Here is a 21625-nt window from a genome sequence, read left to right as displayed (position 1 = left end):
TGACTCACATGGGCGGTCTGGGGGCTGTCTGATCCAACATCCGCCAACCTGGTGTTTGATATATGTTACGAATGCTTGTGCGCCGATTGTTCCTGGGCTTCGTCACCGTCTGGATTGTCTCGGTGATCATCTTTGCCGGGGTCGAGGCCCTGCCCGGAGATGCCTGCACAGCTTTCCTGGAACGTGATGCCAAGGGCAAGCTCTTGGAAAACTGCCGCCGCGACCTTGGCCTAGACCGGCCCGCCGTCACCCGTTACGTCGAATGGGCCTCGGGCGCGATACGGGGCGATTTCGGTGTCTCTGCCGATGGTCAGCAGCGTATTGCGGCGCTGGTCGGGGACCGGGTCAAGAACTCGATCCTGCTGGCGGCGGGCGCGCTTGCCGTCGGTGTCCCGCTGGCGATCGTGCTGGGTGTCGTCACCGGGCTCTGGCGCGACAGTTGGCTGGACATCCTGTTTTCGACCGGCGCGATTTTCGCCATGACCATCCCCGAATTCGTGTCGGCCACCGTGCTTATCCTGATTTTCGCGGTCTGGCTGGGGTGGGTTCCGGCGGTGGTCCTGACGCCCGCCGATGCCCCGGCGCTGGATTTCTTCCCTGAATTCGTCCTCGCCTCGGTGGTGCTGACCATGGTGATGATCGCGCATATCATGCGCATGGTCCGATCCTCGGTGATCGAGGTGATGGCCAGCGATTACGTACAGATGGCAACGCTCAAGGGCGTGCCCTACTGGCGGATCGTGTTTCGCCACGCGCTGCCCAATGCGCTCTTGCCGGCGATCAATGTCGTTGCGCTGACGGTGGCCTGGCTGCTGGGCGGAGTCGTGGTGGTCGAGATGGTGTTCAACTACCCCGGCCTGGGACGGACGATGATTGCCGCGATATCGTCGCGCGACCTGCCCACGGTGCAGGCGCTGGCGATGATCGTGGCGGCGACCTATGTGGGCGTCAACCTGGCCGCCGACATGCTGACCATCCTGCTGAACCCGCGCCTGCGTACGCTGAGCCAGAGGCGAAAATGACCGGGAGCGTGGCGCAGAAAAAAGGCAAAGCCCCTTTGAGCCAGTTCTGGATTATCGCCGGGGACGTGGCATCGCGCCCCTCTGGTGCGATCGGCCTGATGCTGGTCGTGGGCCATATCGTGCTGGCAATCATCAGCCCCTGGCTGGCCGGCTACGACTACAAGGCGATGGATTCGTCGCTGATCCTCGAACCCCCTTCGGCCGAGCACTGGCTGGGCACCGATCACCTGGGCCGGGACATTCTCAGCCGGGTCTTGCAGGGCGGGCGCGTGGCGCTTCTGGTGACGGGGATTGCCACCCCGATTGCCCTGTTGTGGGGCGGGATGACGGGCATCCTGCTTGGGCTGGTCGGCGGGCGCACGGACGAGATCGCCATGCGCGTCGTCGATGCGTTCCTGTCGATCCCCGGCGTGCTGTCGCTGTTGGTGCTGGTGGCGATCTTCGGCACCGGCAATGCGGTGATGATCCCCACGCTGGCCTTCTTCTTCGGCATTCCGGTCATTCGCGTGATCCGGGCCGCCACCCATGACGTGGTGGCGCGGGATTTCGTGCTGGCGGCGCGGGCGCGGGGGCACAGCCGGCTTGGCATCGTCTGGCGCGAGCTTCTGCCCAATGTGCGCGACGCGATGATGGTCGAGGGCGCGATGCGCTGGTCGTGGATGCTGCTGGCGTTTTCATCCCTGTCCTTCCTGGGCTTCGGCGTGCCCCCGCCCACGCCGGACTGGGCGGTGATGATCGCCGACGAACGCGCCTATATGCCGCTGGCGCCGTTGGGGGTGCTGGCGCCGGTCTTTGCGCTGTCGTCGCTGATCATCGGGATCAACCTGACCGCCGACGCACTGGCCAAGGCGATGGGCATCGACCGCGCCCGGAAGGCGGTTGTCTGAATGGCCACGCCGATCATCGACATCCGCAACCTTTCCGTGGGATTCACCGGACGCGCCGGCCTGACCCTGCCGGTGCTGCGCAATGTCGACCTGACCGTGCATCGCGGGGAAAGCATCGGCATCGTCGGCGAAAGCGGCTCGGGCAAGAGCACGCTGGCGCTGGCGTCGATGGGGTTTCTCAAGCAGGGGCTGCGGGTGATCGGTGGCCGGGTGCGGTTCAACGGCGAGGATATCTTTGCGCGCTCACGTCAGGAGCTTGAGTCGATCCGCGGCGGGCAACTGGGCCTGATCCCGCAGAATTCGGGCCAGTCGCTGACACCGACCATGCGGATCGGGGCGCAGATGGCCGAGGCGCTGGAACTGCATTGTTCCCTGCCGAAATCCGGGTTCCGCGCCCGCATCATCGAGCTTCTGGGGCAGGTACGCCTGCCTGACCCGGAGGTGATCTACAACCGCTACCCGCATGAGCTGTCCGGCGGGCAGCAACAGCGCGTGGCGATCGCGATGGCGCTGGCCGGAGAGCCGGATGCGCTGTTGCTGGATGAGCCGACAACCGGTCTGGACGTGACCACGCAGGCGCATATCCTGGAATTGTTGCGCGACCTCGCGCGCGAGCGGAACATGGCGATGGTCTATGTCAGCCATGACCTGGGAGTGATTGCGCGGGTCTGTGAGAAGGTGATGGTGATGTACGCGGGCGAGGCGGTCTTGCAGGGTCCGACGGCGGCGGTGCTGAGGGACCCGGCGCACCCGTATGCCCGCGCCCTGCTGGCGTCGATCCCGCGGCTTTGCGACAGCCACCTGCCGATCGCGCTGGACGGGCGCCCGCCACCGCCGGGCGGGGCCGGCGATGGCTGTGCCTTTGCGCCCCGTTGCGCGCTGGCACGAGAGGCGTGCCGCGCCGCGCGTCCCGACCTGCTGGAGGCCGGTCAGGGCAGCCAGGCGCGCTGCTTCTTTCACGAAGAGGCCCATGCGCTGGCCGCCGGCGGCACTGGCGCCGACCCGCTGCACCACCGCCCGGATGGCACCCCTGCGCTGGCCCTGGACGGCGTTTCGATCAGCTATGCCGCGCCGGGGTTCCTGGACCGGTTGTTCGGGCGCGGTGACGACGTGCCGACAGTTGATGGCATCACCCTGAAGATCACCAGCGGTGAAACACTGGGCCTGGTCGGGGAATCGGGATCGGGCAAATCCACCATCCTCAAGGCGGTGGCCGGGTTGCTGCCGCCAGCCGGCGGCAGGATCGGCGTGGGTGAAGATACCGGCCTGCCCGCCACGGTCGAGCAGCGCCGACCCGAGCAGCTGCGCCGAATCCAGATGATATTTCAGAACCCGGACGACAGCCTGAACCCGCGCCATACGGTGGCCGAGATCCTGGCGCAGCCGCTCAGGCTTTATGACCGGCTCAGCGGGCAGGCGCTTTTTGATCGCAGCGTCGAAATTCTGGAAACCGTCCGGCTGGGGGCGCATTACCTGGACCGTCTGCCTGGGCAGCTCTCGGGCGGGGAAAAGCAGCGTGTCGCCATCGCGCGGGCCTTCGCCGCAGAACCCGAGCTGGTGCTCTGCGACGAGATCACCTCGGCGCTGGATGTGTCGGTACAGGCGGCGATGCTGGAACTTCTGAATGATTTCAAAAAGCTGAAGGACACGACTTATGTGTTCGTCAGCCATGATCTGGCCGTTGTCCGGGCGCTGTCGGACCGGGTGGCGGTGCTTTATCAGGGCCGGTTGTGTGAGATCGGCCCAACCGAGAAAGTCTATGGCAGCCCGTCACACCCCTATACCTCGGTGCTGCTGAACGCGGTGCTGGAACCCGACCCCGACAAGGCGCCCGCGCTGATGGCCGAGGATGTCGTCGAACTGTCGCCTCCCGCGCAGGGCTGCCCGTTCCAGCGCCGGTGCAAACGCCGGCTTGGCGCGATCTGCGACACCGAGGCACCCCCCTGGCGTGACGCCGGCGAGGGCCATGTCATTCGCTGTCATATCCCGCTGGACGATCTGGACACCGGCGCAGCGGAGCAGTCGTGAACGAAGCCGCGCACGGGGTCAGCCGCGTGCGCGGTCAAGGCTGATCCTGCCGCCGATCCCGTCGGGCCGGGGCAGGCGGGCGTGGTCTGCCGCCATCGCGGCGACGCGATCCAGTATCTCGACGGGCATCGGGGCAACCCGCGGGCCCGACAGGTCGACATGCAGGGTCATGCCCTCGCCGGTCGCGGCCAGCCAGCCATCCTCGTGCAACAGTTCCTGGAAGGAATGGAACCGCTTCTCGTCATGGCCGAGGATCCGGAAGGACGCGCGCAGGCGATCCCCGAGTTTCACCTCGCGCAGGTAGCGGACGTGAAATTCGGCCGAGAAGGTGGTGTGGTTGCGCGCCGTGACATAGGCGGGGCCGAAGCCCAGCTTGTCGAACGCCTGATCGGCGGCACGATCGAACAGGACCGTGTAATAGCCCATGTTCAGATGATCGTTGTAGTCGATCCAGCCAGGCTCGATCTCCAGGAATGTGGACATGAAAGGTGAGGTCATCGGTACTCGATTATCCGCTGATAGAAGGCCTGTGCGCGCGGCGGCGCGGATGAAGTCGCGCGGACCATATCGGTTTGCCGAAGCCTGTCAATTCGCCGGTCTGACCCCCTGTCCGGCCTCTAAGCTGGAAAGGTATTGCATCACCTCTCTTGCGTTGATCAGGTCCGCGTATTTTTGCCCGATATCGAACAGGTTGGCCCGATGTGGTTCGATTGCACGGTCGCCGACACAGTCGGCAATGACGAAGGGGCGAAAATTCAGACTGATCGCATCGGTGGCGCTGGCCCGCACGCAGCCGCTTGTGGTCGCCCCCGCTAGGAACAAGGTGTCGATGCCCCGATTCCTGAGGATCGAAGACAGCGGCGTGTCGCAGAAAGCGGATGCCTGTGTTTTCCGGATGATGATGTCGTCGGGTTCAGGCGCGAGAATATCGGCGACCTGGCTGCTTGGCGCCGCCTCGGTCAGGGTTCTGAGCCTGGGCGCTTTTTCGCACCAGATGCCGCAATCCGACCCGTCTTCGGCATAGACGATCCGGGTGTACACCACCGGCAGACCGCAATCCCGGAACTTCTGCAGAACCGGCACCGTATTCTCGGCCGCCTCGAGGCAATTGCCCCCGCCGAATATTTCGGGATCAAGAAACCCGTTCACGAAATCTACGATCAGCAAGGCCGGCGAAGATCCGAACGAGATTGTCTGTCCCAGGCCCTGTTTTTGGTAGATTTCCAGATCGTTCATTTTTGTTGGCCCCGCGCTATGCAGACGGAAGCGGGTGCAAGACAACGTGCAGCCCGGCAACATCATAGCCTAATCTGCCCGTGCGCCGAAGCTTTGTTTCGGTCAGGGAAATCCGCTGGCCGTCACAGCCCCAGTCTTGCGCTGACGATCTGGTTGACCGCCTTGGGGTTGGCCTTGCCGCCGGTGGCTTTCATCACCTGGCCTACGAACCAGCCTGCCAGTTTCGGGTTCTGCTTGGCCTTTTCGACCTGTGCGGGGTTGTCGGCGATGATCTGGTCGACGGCGGCCTCGATCGCGCCGGTATCGGTGACCTGTTTCATGCCGCGCTCTTCCACGATCGTTGCCGGGTCGCCGCCATCGGTATAGACGATCTCGAACAGATCCTTGGCGATCTTGCCTGAAATCGCGTCCGAGGCAATCAGGTCGATGATCCCGCCCAGCTGCGCCGGGCTGACCGGGCTGGCGGTGATGTCGTGGTCGTCCTTCTTGAGACGGCCGAAAAGCTCGTTGATCACCCAGTTCGCGGTCAGCTTGCCGTCGCGGCCCTGCGCCGCCCCTTCGAAATACGCGGCGTTCGCCACATCGGCGGTTAACACGCTGGCATCATACTCACTCAGTCCGAATTCATTGACGAAGCGGGCTTTTTTCTCGTCCGGAAGTTCGGGCAGCGAGGCGGCGATACCGTCGACCCATGCCTGCTCGATCTCCAGCGGCAGAAGGTCGGGATCGGGGAAATAGCGGTAATCATGCGCCTCTTCCTTCGAGCGCATCGAGCGGGTCTCGTTCCGGTCCGGATCGTAGAGCCGGGTTTCCTGCACCACTTCGCCGCCGCCTTCGACGATGCCGATCTGGCGGCGGGCCTCGTAATCAATGGCGGCCTGGATGAAACGCATCGAGTTCATGTTCTTGATCTCGCAGCGGGTGCCCAAGTGGCTGAAATCGCCGGTCTCGCGGTATTTCTCATAGGCGCCCGGCTGGCAGATCGAGACGTTCACGTCGGCGCGCAGGTTGCCGTTCTGCATGTTGCCGTCGCAGGTGCCCAGGTAGCGCAGGATCTGGCGCAGCTTGGTGACATAGGCGGCGGCCTCTTCGGGGCCGCGGATATCCGGGCGGCTGACGATCTCCATCAGCGCAACGCCGGTACGGTTCAGATCGACGAAGGACATGGCCGGGTCCATGTCGTGGATGGATTTGCCCGCGTCCTGTTCCATGTGGATGCGTTCGACCCGGACCAGACGGGCGATGCCGGGTTCCATGTCCACGAGGATCTCGCCTTCGCCGACCAGCGGCTCATATAGCTGGCTGATCTGGTAGCCCTGTGGCAGGTCGGGGTAGAAGTAGTTCTTGCGGTCGAAGGCGGATTTCAGGTTGATCTGCGCCTTCAGGCCCAGCCCGGTGCGCACCGCCTGTTCGACGCAAAACTCGTTGATGACGGGCAACATGCCCGGCATGGCCGCATCGACGAAGGCTACGTTCGAGTTCGGCTCGGCGCCAAAACGGGTCGAGGCGCCGGAAAACAGCTTGGCATTCGAGGATACCTGAGCGTGAACCTCCATGCCGATGACAAGCTCCCAATCATGTTTCGCGCCGGCGATTACCTTGGGTTTCGGGCTTTCATAGGTCAGGTCAAGCATGGTTCGGGCCTTCTGGTTTGCTGAACGCGGTTCTATGCCAGCGGCGTAGCCCGGGCAAGAGGGGTGAAACGTATTGTTTCCGCGGCATTTCCGCGAATTTGGCTGGCCCTGCGGGACGGAATCACCGTACACGACCCGCAAGGTATGAATGGAGAGTTTGAGTTGCCCAATCTGTACGGGACAAAGTGGGGCGATCCCGCAATTGGAACAACTGGCGGAGTTGTAACCTGGAGCATCGCCGACGGCGGCGAAAACATTAACGATTTCTTCAGTCGCTATTACTACGAAATGAACTCCCGCGATCCGGGTAGGTTCCTGCGGTTCAACTATGAGAAAGTGATCGAGAACGCCTTCGCTGAATGGGCGAAATACGGCAACATCCAGTTTCAGCAAGTACCCGACGGGGGCGGCGCCGCGGGATCTCAGGATGACGGTGATATCCGGATTTTCTTCGGGCCGCTGCCGGGGCGTACGCTTGGGCTGGGGGCATTCCCGCATCCAACCAACCCTATCGGCGGCGACATCCTGTTGGACGTGCGTACCTCCTACAACACAAACCGCGAAATGTTCCGTGCGCTGGTTCTGCACGAGATTGGCCATGCCCTGGGACTGGATCATGTTTCGCGAAACTCGATCATGACCCCGGTACTGGGCCTGACCCGGTTGCAGCGAGATGATCGCGACGCCATGCGACAGCTTTACGGCGATCCAGATATCGCGCCCTCGCTTTATATCAAAGGCGCGGGTGTCTACCGGTTGGCAGCCAAGAATAATGACCTGATCGCCCAGGGCAACGGCCGGAAGAACATTATCGTCGGCACATCGGGCAATGACACGATTGACGGCGGCGCCAACAACGACCGGCTGATCGGCGGGGTTGGTGCGGACGAGCTGCGCGGGGGCACCGGAAACGACATTCTGATCGGCAAGGCAGGTGCGGATCTGATGGACGGTGGCGAAGGCTTCGACACGGCCGATTACCGCAGTTCGGCCAAGGGCATCGTACTGGACATGCTGCAACCCGCCGGGACAGGTGGCGACGCGACGGGCGACGTTCTGAGCAACATCGAAAAGATCATCGGCTCAAAGAGCGCGGATACAATCCTGGCCGACGACAACGACAACCGGATCGTCAGCCTGCATGGCTGGGATCTGGTCGATGGCCGGGGCGGTGATGATTTCATCAGCGGCTTCAACGGCAACGACACGCTGCGTGGCGGCACCGGTGACGATACGTTGCACGGCGAAGCGGGGAATGACTTGTTGGAGGGAGGCGCGGATAATGACGTCATCATCGGTGCGCGCGGCAATGACACGCTCGAAGGCGGCGATGGCGATGATGTGGTGCGCGGTGGCGGAAATAACGATGTGATCGAAGGCGGGGCGGGGAACGACGACCTGAAAGGGAACCGGAATGCAGACGTGTTCATCTTTGCCGATGGCCACGGCAACGACACGATCGGCGATTTCAGCACTCGTGGCACCGCCGAGGTGATTGATCTGAGCGGGGTCACCGCGCTTGGCGATTTCGCCGATGTTCTGGCCGCTTCTGCGGACACGATCGACGGGCTGCTGATCGACACCGGCGGAGGAGATTCGATTCTGCTGAACAACATCAGCCTGAACAAGCTAAGCGCAGACGATTTCCTTTTCTGACCAGAGGTCAGAAACAACCTGTTTCCGATCACGATTTCTCGGCACCTGCTGTTCCGGCAGGCGCCGACATGGATTTGTCAGAGCCAACGGGATCACCGGAAATTAACCATTTTGGTTGATCTTTGACTCGGTACCGGTTTCGTCAAGTTGCCGGGCCGCTCCCGATCTTGCTGAAATAGCGGCGAAGTTTTGACAGTTCGAGCATATTTCCGCCTCTTTTGGTTAATAAATCGGTATTTGCTGGCGGATTCTCGCGGGCGTTGCGGGAGTGATGGGAACGTTGTTGAGCGGCATGGCGGGACGTGTTTAGCACTGACCGCGGACTGAGCGGCAACAAGCATTGAGGTGACTGAATTGGCAAATCTGGTAGGATCTAAGTGGGGAGACAGCAGACTTGGTACCCCCGGCGGGACAGTCACCTGGAGCATCGCCGGTGCCGGCCTTGATATCTCCCGCTTTGGCGTCAGCACCCAGACGTCCGTTTCGGGAAGCTCGTTTCTTGATTACAATTTCACCCAGGTGATCGCCAACGCCTTCGCGGAGTGGTCGAAATACGGTGACATAGAATTCAGGCAGGTGGCCGATGGTGGCGGGGCCGCAGGGGTTGGCCATAACGCGGATATCCGCATCTTTTTCGGCGAGATTCCGGGCGGCACGGCAGGCTATGCGTTTTACCCGTCTTCCTGGGGCTCCGCGATTGCCGGCGATGTGCTTCTGGACACGCTGGATCGATTCAACACCGACCAGGCTCTTTTTGAGAGCGTCGTTCTGCACGAGCTTGGCCATGCGCTGGGGCTTGGTCACGTGCACGCGAATTCGATCATGACATCAACAATCAGCAAGATCGGCCTGCAGGCCGATGACATCGCGGGAATCCAGGCGATTTATGGCGTGCAGGACAATGCGCCGCCCCCCGAGGATAACGGGTCGCATGACGGTCACGACCATGAGGCGGAACAACCGACACCGCCGCAGGAAGATTCCGGTTCGGGTGAGCGCCTGGTCGGGACAAACTCGAACGATACGATCAAGGGGACCAATGGCGAAGACACGCTGATCGGGCGCGATGGTCTTGATCGCCTCATTGGCGGAGGCGACAATGACCGCCTGGAAGGCGGCGGGGATCGCGACAAGCTCTTCGGACAAAACGGCTCCGATTACCTGCTTGGTGGAAGCGATAGGGACCTGCTGAAGGGCGGTCGTGGCCATGACCGTCTGGATGGCGGCAGCGGCGATGATGTGCTTCGCGGCGGAGGAGGGTCGGATACGCTGGAAGGTGGCACCGGCAACGACTGGATGAAAGGGGGGCGGAAGGCAGACATCTTCGTCTTTGACGACAACCACGGCAATGATGCCATCGTCGATTTCAACGCCCGGAACTCCAATGAAAAGATCGACCTGAGCGCGCTGAGCGGTTTTGACAGTTTCCAAGATGTCCGCGACGCGGCCTATCAGAAGAACAAGCATACAGTGATCGACACCGGCGGCGGCGACTCGATCCACCTGACCTATGTAAGGCTCAGCGATCTGGACGCTAGCGATTTCATCTTCTGAGCGGGGTGTGTCCCGGCCGTGAAAGGAGGCGCACTGTTTCCGCGTCACCGGCAATCGGCAATGCGTTTCTTCCACCCCGAGGTCGGATCATAGGGACGGCAACCGGTACATACCTGCGGTGGAAAACGCGATGGAATAGCCGTCGGCGATGTCGTCGGCGAACCGTTCGGCGATGACCCTCAGCGCTGTCTGGCGGCCCTTGTTCACCAATGCCCGGCGCGAGGGCAGGGGCGGGGTCAGGCCGGGGCTGAGCAGGGTCTGTGACCAGATCAGCGGGTGCAGTTCCTGAAGGTGGCAGGTCAATATGTAATCGAGGAAATCGTGCAGCCGGGCGCGCGCGGCGCGTGCGGCGGCGGGCAGGGCTGCGGCAGGCTTGGCGTCGGGCGCCACTGTGATCGCACAGAAGGCCGCCAGCTGGTTGGTGACGTGCTGGTCGGTCCGGCGCCTGAGAATGTCCTTCATGCCTTCGATGAAGAATTCGCAATCCAGCAGTTCGATTGCTGCCGGATCCAGTGCCAGCGCGTCGAAATAGACCCAGGCATAGGCGCCGGCCCCCCATATATCCCCGGTGCGGGCCGCGGTACGCCGGGCCTCCAGTTCCAGCCGCTTGTAGTCGCCGTAATGTGCGGGCAGCAGGTGCTGCCCGAGCGCCCGCATGTGCCGCGTGCTGTCCGGGTCGAGATCGATCAGCTTCGCATAGTCATCGGCCACTCGATTGCCCGGCTGCGGCCTTGCGGCCAACAGCGCGCATTGCGCCGCCGCCAATGACGGGGCATCCAGATCCACCCCGTCGAACGGGCCCAATATGTCTTCGGCGCGTCTGAAATGTTCCTTAAATTTTAGCGCGTGCAGCTCACCACCCTCGTCCGGGGCGGTGTTGCGCCAGGCCCAGCCGATGTCGATATGTGCCAGCGCCGTGACCAGCGCACAGGCATAGTCGCCGTAATGCTCGGCCAGCATCTCTTCGAGGGCATTGATGCCGTCCGGGCTGGGCTCGGCCTCGTCATAGAGCGCGTCTTCGGTCACCGCGACCACATCGCTGCGCGCCCCGAAAGCCAGCAGCATCGCCGCGGATTCACCACCGGGCGTGCTCAGGCGGCAATCCTCGGCATATTGGATCATATCCGAGAGTTCCGCCCATTTTTCCTGACGGGCAAGCTTCTGCCCGTTGTCCTGATGCGCGGCACGGGCCAATTCCTCATCGGTCACCGGCAAAGAGGGCAGAATGATATGTTTGGTCAAAGCATCCAGGTCAAATTGCGGCGTCTTGCGGGTGCTTATTGACCCGACGGCGTCGGGAATAGCCGTTTTCAGCGATTTGAACACAGAACCGGCGAGGGATTTGCCGGTATTGAACGGGGTCTTCATGGATTCTCCAACTCGTTACCTTGTTGCAAACTGGCCGGGTTTAAGGGCCAAATCATGACAAGGCTTGGGTCAATGCTGGGAATTTCGCGGGCCGCGCGGGGGCGTTGCCTTATCCGTGCAAACCGGCCAGAATGCCCGGATGAAACGCGCAATTTCCCTTGTTTTGCTGGCCCTGTGGCCCGGATTCGCCCTCGCCGGGGAAACCGGGAACACCGATCTTGCCATGTCCAAGCCCAAGCCACCGGCCCGCGAAGGCAATTTGCCGCGCACCCGCTGGGAACACCGCCCCGCGGCCAAGCTGTGGACCCGCGCGGCGCTGTCGGCGCTCAAGCAGCACGGCGCAGAACTGCCCCGCACCGTGCCACAGGACATCGCGGCTTGGTGCCCTGCATATCCTGAGGCCGACCTGAAACAACGCCGGGCATTCTGGGTCGGGCTTCTGTCTGCGCTGGCCAGGCATGAAAGCACGTTCCGGCCGGGCGCCGTGGGCGGCGGTGGCAAGTGGTTCGGGCTCTTGCAGATCTCTCCGGGGACCGCACGTGGCTACAACTGCCGGGCGCGGTCCGGCGCGGCGCTCAAGGACGGCGCGGCCAACCTTTCCTGTGCGATCCGCATCATGGCAAGGACGGTTGCGCGCGATCAGGTCGTATCCAAGGGAATGCGCGGCGTGGCCGCCGATTGGGGGCCGTTTCACAACCGCAGGAAGCGCAACGAGATGATGCAGTGGACCCGCCGGCAGACCTATTGCAAACCGATGAACGCGGTCCGGCCCCGGACCAGACCGATTGAAGTGGCGAGCGTGGCGGAAGATCGGATGACCCAAGAATAACCAATTATCCAGGCCGGTACTGACTTTCGGGTGGACGGATCGGTCTGGCGGTTGCTTGGCTACGCAGGGTTCTATGCTGTCTCTCTTGGTGTCTTGGACATCCTATCTAGCCGCCAGGATGCGCGTGACCATCTCGGTGGTGTCGCGGCTGAGGTCGGGCGTGTCGAGGATCCGTTCCAGCTGTGCCTTGATCAGCGCCTGCCGGTCCGCATCGAACCGCCGCCATGTCTCGAAGGCCGAGCACATGCGCGCCGTGGTTTGCGGGTTCACCGGGTCGAGCCGGATGAGCCAGTCGGCCAACAGCGCATAGCCCTTGCCGCTGGCGTGGTGGAAACCGGCGGGCGAGGCCGTCAACCCGCCCAGGGTTGCCCGGAATCGGTTGGGGTTTTTCATCGTGAAATCAAGGTGTTCCGTCAACCGGGCAGCGGTATCGGCGGCATCGGCAGGGTCGGCGTGCAGGATCTGCAGCATGAACCATTTGTCGATCACCAGCCGGTCATGCCGCCACTGATCGTAAAACGCGCCGGTCGCGGCAGCGCCGTTGCCCGCCTGCAAGAGGCAGGACCAGGCCGCAAGCTGCTGGGTCATGTTTGTCGCGCTGTCATATTGCCGTTGCGCCTGCGCGCCGCCATCCAGCCGGGTGATCATCGCCAGCGCCGCATTGGCCAGCGCCCGCGCGCCGGACTGCGCCGCATCGGGCTGGTAGGGTTCGGTCACCTGATATTGCGCATAAAGCCGCGGGGCGAGGTCCTGCATGGCCTGTGCCTTGGCCTGGCGCAGCGTTTCCAACGCCTCCCAGATTGCCTGCGGGTCTGGCGTGTGCCCGGCGTCAAACAGCGCCTGCGCCAGATCATCCTGCGACGGCAGGCCAAGTGCCAGGGCACGGAAGGCCGGATCGAGGCTATCGTCGCGGGCCATCATCTGCACCGCCTCCAGATAGGCCGCATCCGGCGCGGCCCCGTCGCAGATCATCGCCATCAACCCTTCGCGGGCCAGGCTCAGCCCGGCCTCCCACTTGTTGAACGGATCGGTGTCATGTGCCAGCAGAAAGGCGCGCTCGGCGCTGCTGGTCTCGCGCTCCAGAATGACCGGGGCGGAAAACTGGCGTAGTATCGACGGAACCGGCCGTGCAGCAAGACCTTGGAAACGGAAACTCTGCGTCGCCTCGGTCATTTCAAGAACGGTGGTTTCGCGCAGCTCGTCCCCGTTGGCGCCCAGCAGGCCCACGGCAATCGGGATCACGCGGGGATCTTTCACATCCTGTCCGGGTGTCGGTGGCGTTTTCTGTTCGAAATGAAGGGTATACGTGCCGTTGTTGAACTCTTCTGACACCGTCAGGCGTGGCGTCCCCGCCTGTTCATACCAGCGTCTGAACTGGCCCAGGTCGCGGCCGGTTGCATCCTCGAACACCTTGAGCCAATCCTCGATCGTACAGGCCTCGCCGTCGTGGCGCTCGAAATAGAGGTCGAGCGCTTTGTAATAGGCCTTATCCCCCACCAGCGTCTTGAGCATCCCGATCAGCTCGGCGCCCTTTTCGTAGACCGTGGCGGTGTAGAAATTGTTGATCTCGACAAAGCTGTCGGGACGGACGGGATGGGCCAGCGGGCCGTTATCCTCGCGAAACTGCCGCGCCCGCAGCGCGATCACATCCGAGATGCGTTTGACCGATGCGCTGCGCATGTCCGAGGTGAATTGTGCATCGCGGAAAACCGTCAGCCCCTCCTTGAGGCAGAGCTGGAACCAGTCGCGGCAGGTGATGCGGTTGCCGGTCCAGTTGTGGAAATATTCGTGCGCGATGATCGCCTCGATCCGCTCGAAATTCGCGTCCGTCGAGGTTTCGGGCGAGGCCAGTACGGCGGAGGAGTTGAAGATGTTCAACCCCTTGTTTTCCATGGCTCCCATGTTGAAATCATCGACCGCGACGATGTTGAAGATGTCAAGGTCATATTCGCGGCCATAGACCTCTTCGTCCCATTTCATGCTGTCCTTCAGCGCCTGCATTCCGAAGGCGCATTTGCCCTCGTCGCCGGGGCGCACCCAGATATTCAGCGCGACCTGTTTGCCCGAACGGGTGGTGAAACTGTCAGGATGGTTGACCAGATCGCCCGCCACCAGCGCGAACAGGTATGCGGGTTTGGGCCAGGGATCGTGCCATTCGGCAAAGCCGGCGCCAGCCGCGCCCGGATTGCCGTTGGACAGCAGGATGTTTTCACCCCCCTCGATGCGCACGCTGAACGGCGCCATCACGTCCGGGCGGTCGGGGTAATAGGTGATCTTGCGAAACCCCTCTGCCTCGCACTGGGTGCAATACATGCCGTTCGACATATAGAGCCCCTCGAGCGCGGTGTTGGTTTCGGGTGAGATTTCCACCTCGGCCTCCCAGGTGAAGGGGGCATCGGGGGCAGGGCAGACAAGGCCGCCCTCAACCGGTTCGGGGCTGACCTGCCGGCCGTCAATCGCCGCGCTGATGAGGGTCAGGCCCTCGCCATGCAGGAAGAACCGGTGATCCGTCGCCTCCGGATTGGGGCGAAAACGGATGCGCGACATCACGCGGGTCCGGGTGGGGTGCAGGCGGAAGGTCAGCTCGACACCGTCAACCAGGTAGCCGAATGGCGTGTAATCCCTGAGGTAAATCGTCTGGGGGGCGGCGTCGCGCATGTGCTTGCGTCTCCTGTCACGGGTCCGGGGACAGGTTTAGCGGAATACCGGGTGGCTGCAAGGTGGGGATGGTGTGAACGATGGCACCTGAACCGGCCGGGATGCTTTGGGCCGGATCAGCGGCGCATCGGAACCATCGGCCGCAAACGCCACATACCATCGCCCACCCGTCGCGGTTTAGCGTCGCCGCGTTACCATATCGTGCACCTACGCGCGGAAACCTGTGCAGCGATTGATGTTTTATTATCAATTTTCACCATATACGCTGAAGGTGAAGTAGTTTCTGAGGTTCGTGATGGCGCGTGCAGTAATTGGCATTATCGGCAATAAATACGATCTGGAAAACCGCTACATGGTTCACGCCAACGGCGAAATGAACTCGGCCGCGATCGCGCATGTGTCGGGTTGCGTGCCGCTGATCGTGCCGTCTGATCCGTCACTGGCCAGGATCGAGGATCTGCTGGAGATCTGCGACGGTTTCCTGCTGACCGGCGGGCGCCCGAATGTCCATCCCGAGGAATACGGCCATGCCGAGACCGAGGCACATGGTGCCTTTGACCGGGCGCGCGATGCGCTGTGCCTGCCCCTGGTGCGGGCCTGCGTCGATCGGGGTCAGCCCATACTGGGGATCTGCCGCGGTTTTCAGGAGGTCAACGTTGCCATGGGCGGCACGCTGCACCCCGAAATCCGTGAGCTGCCGGGGCGGAACAACCACCGGATGCCGCCCGACGGCACGCTGGAAGAACAGTTTGCCCTGCGCCATACGGTCACCTTCAGCACCGGCGGGCCGTTTCACCGGCTGATGGGGCAGACCAAGGTGTTGACCAATACGTTGCACGGACAGGGTATCGAGCAGCCGGGCAAGCGTATCGTGATTGACGGCCATGCCGACGATGGCACCCCCGAGGCGATCTATATCGAAGGCGCGAAAGGGTTTGCGCTGTCGGTGCAATGGCATCCGGAATGGAATGCGGCCAACGATCCGGTCAGCCAACCTCTTTTCAAGGCCTTCGGTGACGCGTCACGGGCCTGGGCGGCGGGCCGCATGGCGCCGGTGCTGAAATCGGCCTGATCACCCCGTGCAGACAGCTTCCTGCGCCGCCGGTTGCGGCACCAGCAAGCGCGCTTCATGGGCTTTAAGACAGGTGCGCGCCGTATCGCCATAGGCTGAGATATTCGAACGCAGCTCGGGGAAGAGCGCGAACATTTCCTCGCGGGAGCGATCTGAAATCGCGGAGATGCCGACCTCGCCCGCGTGAAAGCTTTCCGTCGCGGTACCATCGGCATAGATCACCTCATGCCGATCGAACATCATGTGAAGGTAGGTGACGCGGGTGCATTCCGCCTGACGTATGTTCAGACCGTTGATCAGATGTCGGGCCGCCACCAGCACCTCGGAAGTGCCAAAAAGCAACTCGGCCCGGTAGCCGGTAAACAGGAACCGGTGTTGCGGCGAGACGGTCAGGGTCTGCGCGAGGCCCTCCAGCGCACCGGCCGCCACCGTGACCGGGGCGAAACGGCCAAGCCCGGGCACGGTGCGGCGGCCCAGCCAGCGGATTGGCTGCGGGCCGTTGTCACGGGTCAGCACCAGATCGCCGCGCTGCAGGGTTTCGATCTTGCGGGCGCCCTGTGGGGTCTGGATGCGCGCGCCGGGGGTAAAGCAGATGATGTTCTCGATCTCCGAGAATGTCACCACGGTCCCGTCGGACATGGTGAAGCTGCCCGAAAGCCCACCGGCGTTGTCATCGGTATTGGTAAAGGTGATATCCGCCTGCGAGATATCCGACGTCAGGCGCAGCGTATCGCCCGCCGTCTCGTCACCTTCGCCGCCGGTGATGGTGATCGCGTCGTTACCGGCCTCGCCCAGATCGGTGAGGGTGAAATAGTCATCCCCGTCGCCGCCCGCGGCGGTGTCGCCCTGGGCCACCTGAAAACTGTCATCGCCGGCGCCGCCGGTCATGCTGTCCGACCCGAGGCCGCCGGTCAGGCTGTCATCACCCGCCCCGCCGTCCAGCGTGTCATCGTCCAGCCCGCCGTCCAGCGTGTCATTGCCGGCTTCGCCAAAGAGGCTGTCAGCCCCGCCACCACCGTCGATGCTGTCATCGCCGTCTTCGGGGGGCATCGCGTCGAAATGCACATCGGTGACGTTGATCGCGTGGGTGCCGCCCTGACCGTTGCTGTAGATGATTTCGATCTGCGCCACGGGGCCCGCAATTTCGACCAGGACCGAGCCGTTGGCGTCATCCGGATCGTCCAGCGCGCCACCCGCGGTTACGGTGTTGCCCGCCACCGTTTCATCCCCGCCGACGGTGAAAGTGACGGTGACGGGATTGCCGTCGGCATCAAAGGCGTTGACGGTAACCGTGTCGGTGTGATTGCCCAGGAAACTGTCAATGTCGTTGATGCGAAAGCTGACATTCTCGACCTCGTCCGCATAGGTGCTGCCGGGCGCGGCGGCAAAATCGATCGTCGTGGTCGAGGTTGCCGCATCGCCATCGCCGAACAGCCGCAGCGAAGACGTCGTGTTGAAGGGCTCACCGGTATCCGCATACTGGGCGTCGGTGCTTTCGATCTCGAATGTCGGGGTGTTGTCGCCGTCATCGGTGAAACTGACGGTGACCTCGATTTCGCCGGTGATCTGGGTGAGGCCCCCCGATACGTCACCCTCGTCATTGCCGGCCGCTTCCCAGTTCAGGAATTCCGGCGAGGATGGCGGGGCTCCATTGTCACCGCCATAGATCGTATCGGCGCCATCGCCGCCCAGCAGGGTATCGGCGCCACCGCCGCCTTCGATCGTATCGCTGCCGGCACCGGTGACCACGCTGTCATCGCCGTCGCCGGCCTGAACGCTGTCATCATTGCCGCTGCCGTTGACGCTGTCGCCGTCGTGATCTGAGTAACTGCCGTCGATCGTGTCGTTGCCCGACGTGCCAGTGACGACCGTATCGGTCCCGACAAAGTTTGAAATATTGAATCCCGGATCCCCGGCAGTAACGTCAGGATTGCTGTCATAGGCCACGACCTCGTAGATACGACCCGGGATGAGCGGCCTTTCGGATAGTGTGTAGAACCCGTTGGCCGCGCCGTTTTCGACCTGAAACTGCGACACATCGAATGTCTCTCCGGTGACGGTGTCCCGGATTGTCCAGCTCAGCTCGGCATCCACGTTCGAGCCGGTCGAGCTGTTGCCGCCGATGGTGACGTCCGCGGTGGCCGTTTCGCCGCCATTATTGTCATCATCCAGCGTGTAGCCCTGAAAGTTGGCTTCGTTGTCGGTGATGGTGGCGGTGCCCTCCTGATCGGCGGGGCCGCTCCAGCTGAAGGTCGAGCCGATCGCGGTCGAGAAAATCGACGCGGGATTGGCATCATAGAGACCAACGGTATATGTGGGCATGAATTTACCCCTTCGTTTCACAGGTTTTAAAACCTGCGCCTGCTCTGAATTGCCCGGCATTTCGGGCTGGTGCTTGACGACACCCTTCTTAGGTGAGGCAGGTTAACAATTTCGTGAGGCGCAAATGGGCATCCGTCTGGGTGAATTTGCGGCGAATTTTGTTAATAATGCGGTTTTTCAACCTTTGGCTGTAATTACAGTCAGGTTACCCGTCCCTGCTGCTGGAATTCCGCATTTTCCCACTGTTTTTCAGCCATTACCTTGGCCAGAACCGCGGCGGCGCGGTCGATGTCGGCCTCATCAAGATAAAGCGGCGTGATGCCGAAACGCATGATGTCAGGTGCGCGGAAATCGCCGATCACCCCCTGCGCGATACAGGCCTGCATCGCCGCAAACCCGTGTTCGAACCGAAAAGAGACCTGGCTGCCACGGTTTTCGGGATCGCGCGGCGAGGCCAGCGTGAGCGTGGGGCAGGCGCGTTCGACCCGTTCGATGAACCTCTGGCTCAGGGCGATGGACCGTGCGCGCACGGCGTCCATCTCGACCCGGTCCCAGATATCGAGCGCCGCCTCCAGCGCCGCCATCGCCAGCACGGGCGGGGTGCCCACGCGCATCCGCTCGATACCGGGGCCGGGTTGGTATCGGGGGTCAAAAGCGAAGGGCGCGGCATGGCCGAGCCATCCCGACAGGGCCGGATCTACCCGGTCCGCATAGCGGGGCGCCACGTAGATGAAGGCCGGCGCGCCCGGGCCGCCATTGAGGTATTTATAGGTGCACCCGACCGCGAAATCCGCACTGCAGCCCTGCAGGTCAACCGGGATCGCCCCCGCGCTATGGGCCAGATCCCAGATGGCAAGAGCGCCGGAGTTATGCGCTTTTTCAGTAAGTTGCGCCATATTGTGAAGGTGGCCGGTGCGATAGTCGACCTCGGTCAGCAGCGTTGCGGCGACCTCGTCGGTGATATGATCGCTGACCTTGTCCGGGGCGACCACGCGCAGCTCGTGCCCGCGGTCCAGCGTGCGGATCAGGCCCTCGGCCATATAGAGGTCTGACGGGAAGTTGCCGGTATCTGACAGGATCACCTTGCGATCCGGGCGCAGCGCCAGCGCTGCAGCAAGCGCCTGATAAACCTTGATGCTCAGCGTGTCGCCCAAGACCACATGCCCGGGCTCTGCCCCGATCAGGCGGGCGATTCGATCACCCAGGCGGCGCGGCTGGTCCATCCATCCGGCACGGTTCCAGCCGGTGATCAGCATGTCGCCCCATTCCGCCTGCATCACCGCCGCCATCCGGGCCGCAGCGGTCTTGGGCAGCGGACCCAGCGAGTTGCCATCAAGGTAGGTGACCCCTTCGGGAAGGTGAAAATCGTCTTTCAGTCTCTTGAAATCAATCATTTTTGTCTGGAATGCCAAGCTCTGCGCGTTTCTTCCGGCTCAGGTTGGCGGCGGCCATGTGGTAGGAGGCGACGAGATGGTCGCGCAGTTCATCGTCGCTCAGCCCCGGTTGCCCGTAGACCTGCAGCCATTTGAACCCGCGTGAGGCCAGGTAGGGCGCGGGCCGGATGCCGGGCTGATCCTGCAGCACCTCGAACGCGATCTCGGACGCCTTGAAAGTGAACGCATCCTTGCCGTCATTCCACCCGCAGACGCCAAAGACCTTGCCGCCCACCTTCCAGACATCGGCATTGCCCCACTGCACGACATGTGTGGTGGCAGTGAGGCCGCCGCAGAAGGCGTTGAATTCATCCCGTGTCATCGGATCAGAACTTTCCCCCGGCAATTTCGATGGCTTGTCCGTTCACGCTCTCTGATCCCGGACCGCAGAGCCACAGCACGGCCTGGGCCACTTCGGAGGGCGCGATCAGGCGTTTGTGCTTGTTGGCGTCGACCATCATCGCGCGCGCCTCGTCGGCGGATACGCCTGCGCGCTCCTGGATCGACGTGACATTGCGGCTGATGATCTCGGTATCGACATAGGCCGGACAAATGGCGTTGAACGTGTAGGGCGTGCTCAGGTAATCCTCGGACAGCGCACGGATCAGGCCGATCATGCCGTGTTTCGACGCGGTATAGGCGGCGGCGCCCTTCAGCCCCTTCAATCCGGCAATCGACGAGATTGCGATGACCCGGCCCCAATCGGACCCGCGCATCGAATTCAGGCTTTCGCGCACGGTCAGGAAGGCACCGTCCAGGTTGGTGGCCATCATGCGCCGCCAGAACGCCATGTCGGTCTTGTGGACAGCGCGGCCCTCGGCGATGCCGGCATTGGCGATGCAGATCTGGACCGGGCCGCGCTGATCGGCGGCCTTGGCAATGGTGTCGGCGACCTGCGCCTCGTCGGTCACATCCATCGCCGCGGGGTAGAGACCATTGCCCGCGACACCCTCCAGCACCTCGGCGCGGCGTCCGGTGATCGTCACCTGCGCGCCGTGATCGGCCAGCGCACGGGCGATGGCAAGTCCGATGCCGGTGCCGCCGCCGGTGACCAATGCGTGTTTGCCCGAGAGAGTCATGCGGGGCAGCCTAGCGCAATGCCGCGAAGGAGCAAGGTGGAGGATGGGTATTTTTCCGGTCCATCGCGGCGGGTGCGCCGGCGTATCGCCTGTGACAAGTCGCGCTCTTTTTCTTTGGCGGCCCACAGGTTAGCACCCTGTCATGATCAAGTGGATCGACACACCCCCCGTCTGGCTGCTGGGTTTCGTGGCGCTTGCCTGGTGGCAGGGTGCATATTTGCCCTTGGGTCTCAACTTCGGCGGGGGCTGGGCGGATTTTGCCGGCGGGCTTCTGGTGGGGGGCGGACTGGTGCTCTTGGCGTTGGCGCTTGCCGCGTTTCGCCGCCACCGCACGACCGTCCTTCCCCACCAGGAGGCCGACCGGCTGATCACCGGCGGGATCTTCAAACGCACGCGCAATCCGATCTACCTGGGCGATGCGATGATCCTGGCGGGGCTGATTCTGCGATGGGACGCGGTGTTGGCGCTATCACTGGTGCCGATTTTCGTCTGGGTGATCGAAAAACGCTTTGTCGTCGCCGAAGAAGACCGGCTGCGGCGTAAATTTCGGGCAGAATTCGCTCGATATTGCCAAAAAACGCGACGTTGGTTGTAATTGATGAGACAAACTGACTGTCGCATATTCTCAAGCCATGTGAAATAAGGACGCTCGACAACAAGAGCGACGGCCGGTCAGGGCCGGTCGGGCAATCGAACTTGCCAGGAGAGGAAACAGGACATTGAAGATAGGAACGCCGAAGGAAGTTATTGAGGGCGAGAGTCGGGTTGCGATGACGCCGGATTCAGCGGAGCAGTTGCGGAAGCTGGGCCATGACTGTGTGATCGAGACGGGGGCCGGTGTGGCGGC

The 21625-nt window shown here is 62.7% G+C and carries 18 protein-coding genes; 9 read left to right on the top strand and 9 right to left on the bottom strand.

Going from position 1 to position 21625, the window contains the following annotated elements:
• The first annotated feature begins 62 nt into the window (after positions 1–62).
• The 3 genes from AAFO92_RS08775 to AAFO92_RS08765 are packed head-to-tail and all read left to right on the top strand — an operon-like array spanning position 63 to position 3937.
• Entirely contained in the window at positions 63–1022 is a 960-nt protein-coding gene (locus tag AAFO92_RS08775) for an ABC transporter permease (RefSeq protein WP_347534355.1), read from the top strand.
• Positions 1019–1909: an ABC transporter permease gene (locus AAFO92_RS08770; RefSeq protein ID WP_347534354.1), complete on the top strand. Its 891-nt coding sequence runs from the start codon at positions 1019–1021 to the stop codon at positions 1907–1909. Before AAFO92_RS08775 ends, AAFO92_RS08770 begins: the two co-directional genes overlap by 4 nt.
• Positions 1910–3937 (top strand): ABC transporter ATP-binding protein, encoded by a 2028-nt coding sequence (locus AAFO92_RS08765; protein ID WP_347534353.1) that lies wholly within the window; start codon positions 1910–1912, stop codon positions 3935–3937.
• 18 nt (positions 3938–3955) lie between these two features.
• Here the strand turns inward: AAFO92_RS08765 and AAFO92_RS08760 are convergent, their stop codons facing one another.
• The 3 genes from AAFO92_RS08760 to gatB all read right to left on the bottom strand — a co-directional run bounded on the left by AAFO92_RS08760 (position 3956) and on the right by gatB (position 6807).
• A complete protein-coding gene (locus AAFO92_RS08760) occupies positions 3956–4420 on the bottom strand; it encodes a thioesterase family protein (protein ID WP_347534352.1) in 465 nt (154 codons plus the stop codon).
• Between the two features lie 102 nt (positions 4421–4522).
• On the bottom strand, positions 4523–5173 hold the full coding sequence (locus AAFO92_RS08755; protein WP_347534351.1) for an isochorismatase family protein: 651 nt from the start codon (positions 5171–5173) through the stop codon (positions 4523–4525).
• A 122-nt stretch (positions 5174–5295) separates the two neighbouring features.
• Complete coding sequence (gene gatB, locus AAFO92_RS08750) at positions 5296–6807, bottom strand: Asp-tRNA(Asn)/Glu-tRNA(Gln) amidotransferase subunit GatB (protein WP_347534350.1); 1512 nt, start codon at positions 6805–6807, stop codon at positions 5296–5298.
• 162 nt (positions 6808–6969) lie between these two features.
• Between gatB and AAFO92_RS08745 the strand changes: the two genes are divergently transcribed.
• Both AAFO92_RS08745 and AAFO92_RS08740 read left to right on the top strand, forming a co-directional pair.
• Complete coding sequence (locus tag AAFO92_RS08745; protein WP_347534349.1) at positions 6970–8463, top strand: matrixin family metalloprotease; 1494 nt, start codon at positions 6970–6972, stop codon at positions 8461–8463.
• 354 nt (positions 8464–8817) lie between these two features.
• Positions 8818–10017, top strand: coding sequence for a matrixin family metalloprotease (locus AAFO92_RS08740; protein WP_347534348.1), 1200 nt, complete (start codon positions 8818–8820; stop codon positions 10015–10017).
• A gap of 87 nt (positions 10018–10104) precedes the next feature.
• Here AAFO92_RS08740 and AAFO92_RS08735 read toward each other — a convergent pair whose 3' ends face one another.
• Positions 10105–11385, bottom strand: coding sequence for a hypothetical protein (locus AAFO92_RS08735; RefSeq protein WP_347534347.1), 1281 nt, complete (start codon positions 11383–11385; stop codon positions 10105–10107).
• A 139-nt stretch (positions 11386–11524) separates the two neighbouring features.
• Here AAFO92_RS08735 and AAFO92_RS08730 point away from each other — a divergent pair, with 139 nt between their 5' ends.
• Complete coding sequence (locus tag AAFO92_RS08730; RefSeq protein WP_347534346.1) at positions 11525–12214, top strand: transglycosylase SLT domain-containing protein; 690 nt, start codon at positions 11525–11527, stop codon at positions 12212–12214.
• A 102-nt stretch (positions 12215–12316) separates the two neighbouring features.
• Here AAFO92_RS08730 and pepN read toward each other — a convergent pair whose 3' ends face one another.
• Positions 12317–14872, bottom strand: coding sequence for an aminopeptidase N (pepN, locus tag AAFO92_RS08725; RefSeq protein ID WP_347534345.1), 2556 nt, complete (start codon positions 14870–14872; stop codon positions 12317–12319).
• A gap of 295 nt (positions 14873–15167) precedes the next feature.
• Here pepN and AAFO92_RS08720 point away from each other — a divergent pair, with 295 nt between their 5' ends.
• On the top strand, positions 15168–15944 hold the full coding sequence (locus AAFO92_RS08720) for a gamma-glutamyl-gamma-aminobutyrate hydrolase family protein (RefSeq protein ID WP_347534344.1): 777 nt from the start codon (positions 15168–15170) through the stop codon (positions 15942–15944).
• Here AAFO92_RS08720 and AAFO92_RS08715 read toward each other — a convergent pair whose 3' ends face one another.
• The 4 genes from AAFO92_RS08715 to AAFO92_RS08700 all read right to left on the bottom strand — a co-directional run bounded on the left by AAFO92_RS08715 (position 15945) and on the right by AAFO92_RS08700 (position 20778).
• Positions 15945–18266 carry a Hint domain-containing protein gene (locus AAFO92_RS08715; protein ID WP_347534343.1) on the bottom strand — a complete coding sequence of 774 codons (2322 nt, stop codon included), beginning with the start codon at positions 18264–18266 and terminating at the stop codon, positions 15945–15947.
• Between the two features lie 200 nt (positions 18267–18466).
• Complete coding sequence (kynU, locus tag AAFO92_RS08710) at positions 18467–19660, bottom strand: kynureninase (protein WP_347534342.1); 1194 nt, start codon at positions 19658–19660, stop codon at positions 18467–18469.
• Positions 19653–20021, bottom strand: a complete 369-nt coding sequence (locus tag AAFO92_RS08705) for an MmcQ/YjbR family DNA-binding protein (protein WP_347534341.1) — start codon at positions 20019–20021, stop codon at positions 19653–19655. The genes kynU and AAFO92_RS08705 overlap by 8 nt, the downstream gene beginning before the upstream one ends.
• A 4-nt stretch (positions 20022–20025) precedes the next feature.
• A complete protein-coding gene (locus AAFO92_RS08700) occupies positions 20026–20778 on the bottom strand; it encodes an SDR family NAD(P)-dependent oxidoreductase (protein ID WP_347534340.1) in 753 nt (250 codons plus the stop codon).
• A gap of 142 nt (positions 20779–20920) precedes the next feature.
• Here AAFO92_RS08700 and AAFO92_RS08695 point away from each other — a divergent pair, with 142 nt between their 5' ends.
• Both AAFO92_RS08695 and AAFO92_RS08690 read left to right on the top strand, forming a co-directional pair.
• Positions 20921–21373 (top strand): isoprenylcysteine carboxylmethyltransferase family protein, encoded by a 453-nt coding sequence (locus tag AAFO92_RS08695; protein ID WP_347534339.1) that lies wholly within the window; start codon positions 20921–20923, stop codon positions 21371–21373.
• 124 nt (positions 21374–21497) lie between these two features.
• Positions 21498–21625: hypothetical protein (locus AAFO92_RS08690; protein ID WP_347534932.1), on the top strand; the 128-nt coding region annotated here is incomplete at its 3' end.

The sequence above is a fragment of the Roseovarius sp. CAU 1744 genome, from assembly GCF_039839345.1.
Lineage (GTDB): Bacteria > Pseudomonadota > Alphaproteobacteria > Rhodobacterales > Rhodobacteraceae > Roseovarius.
Note: the sequence above shows the minus strand (reverse complement) of the source record. Positions and strands in the feature narration are given on the sequence as shown.

Excerpts from the sequence above, each read along its gene's own strand:
- AAFO92_RS08695 (WP_347534339.1), top strand. The coding sequence starts at position 20,921 with ATGATCAAGTGGATCGACACACCCCCCGTCTGGCTGCTGGGTTTCGTG.
- AAFO92_RS08715 (WP_347534343.1), bottom strand. The coding sequence starts at position 18,266 with ATGCCCACATATACCGTTGGTCTCTATGATGCCAATCCCGCGTCGATT.
- gatB (WP_347534350.1), bottom strand. The coding sequence starts at position 6,807 with ATGCTTGACCTGACCTATGAAAGCCCGAAACCCAAGGTAATCGCCGGC.
- AAFO92_RS08730 (WP_347534346.1), top strand. The coding sequence starts at position 11,525 with ATGAAACGCGCAATTTCCCTTGTTTTGCTGGCCCTGTGGCCCGGATTC.
- AAFO92_RS08720 (WP_347534344.1), top strand. The coding sequence starts at position 15,168 with ATGGCGCGTGCAGTAATTGGCATTATCGGCAATAAATACGATCTGGAA.
- AAFO92_RS08755 (WP_347534351.1), bottom strand. The coding sequence starts at position 5,173 with ATGAACGATCTGGAAATCTACCAAAAACAGGGCCTGGGACAGACAATC.
- AAFO92_RS08735 (WP_347534347.1), bottom strand. The coding sequence starts at position 11,385 with ATGAAGACCCCGTTCAATACCGGCAAATCCCTCGCCGGTTCTGTGTTC.
- AAFO92_RS08760 (WP_347534352.1), bottom strand. The coding sequence starts at position 4,420 with ATGTCCACATTCCTGGAGATCGAGCCTGGCTGGATCGACTACAACGAT.
- pepN (WP_347534345.1), bottom strand. The coding sequence starts at position 14,872 with ATGCGCGACGCCGCCCCCCAGACGATTTACCTCAGGGATTACACGCCA.
- AAFO92_RS08700 (WP_347534340.1), bottom strand. The coding sequence starts at position 20,778 with ATGACTCTCTCGGGCAAACACGCATTGGTCACCGGCGGCGGCACCGGC.
- AAFO92_RS08770 (WP_347534354.1), top strand. The coding sequence starts at position 1,019 with ATGACCGGGAGCGTGGCGCAGAAAAAAGGCAAAGCCCCTTTGAGCCAG.
- AAFO92_RS08705 (WP_347534341.1), bottom strand. The coding sequence starts at position 20,021 with ATGACACGGGATGAATTCAACGCCTTCTGCGGCGGCCTCACTGCCACC.
- kynU (WP_347534342.1), bottom strand. The coding sequence starts at position 19,660 with ATGATTGATTTCAAGAGACTGAAAGACGATTTTCACCTTCCCGAAGGG.
- AAFO92_RS08765 (WP_347534353.1), top strand. The coding sequence starts at position 1,910 with ATGGCCACGCCGATCATCGACATCCGCAACCTTTCCGTGGGATTCACC.
- AAFO92_RS08775 (WP_347534355.1), top strand. The coding sequence starts at position 63 with ATGTTACGAATGCTTGTGCGCCGATTGTTCCTGGGCTTCGTCACCGTC.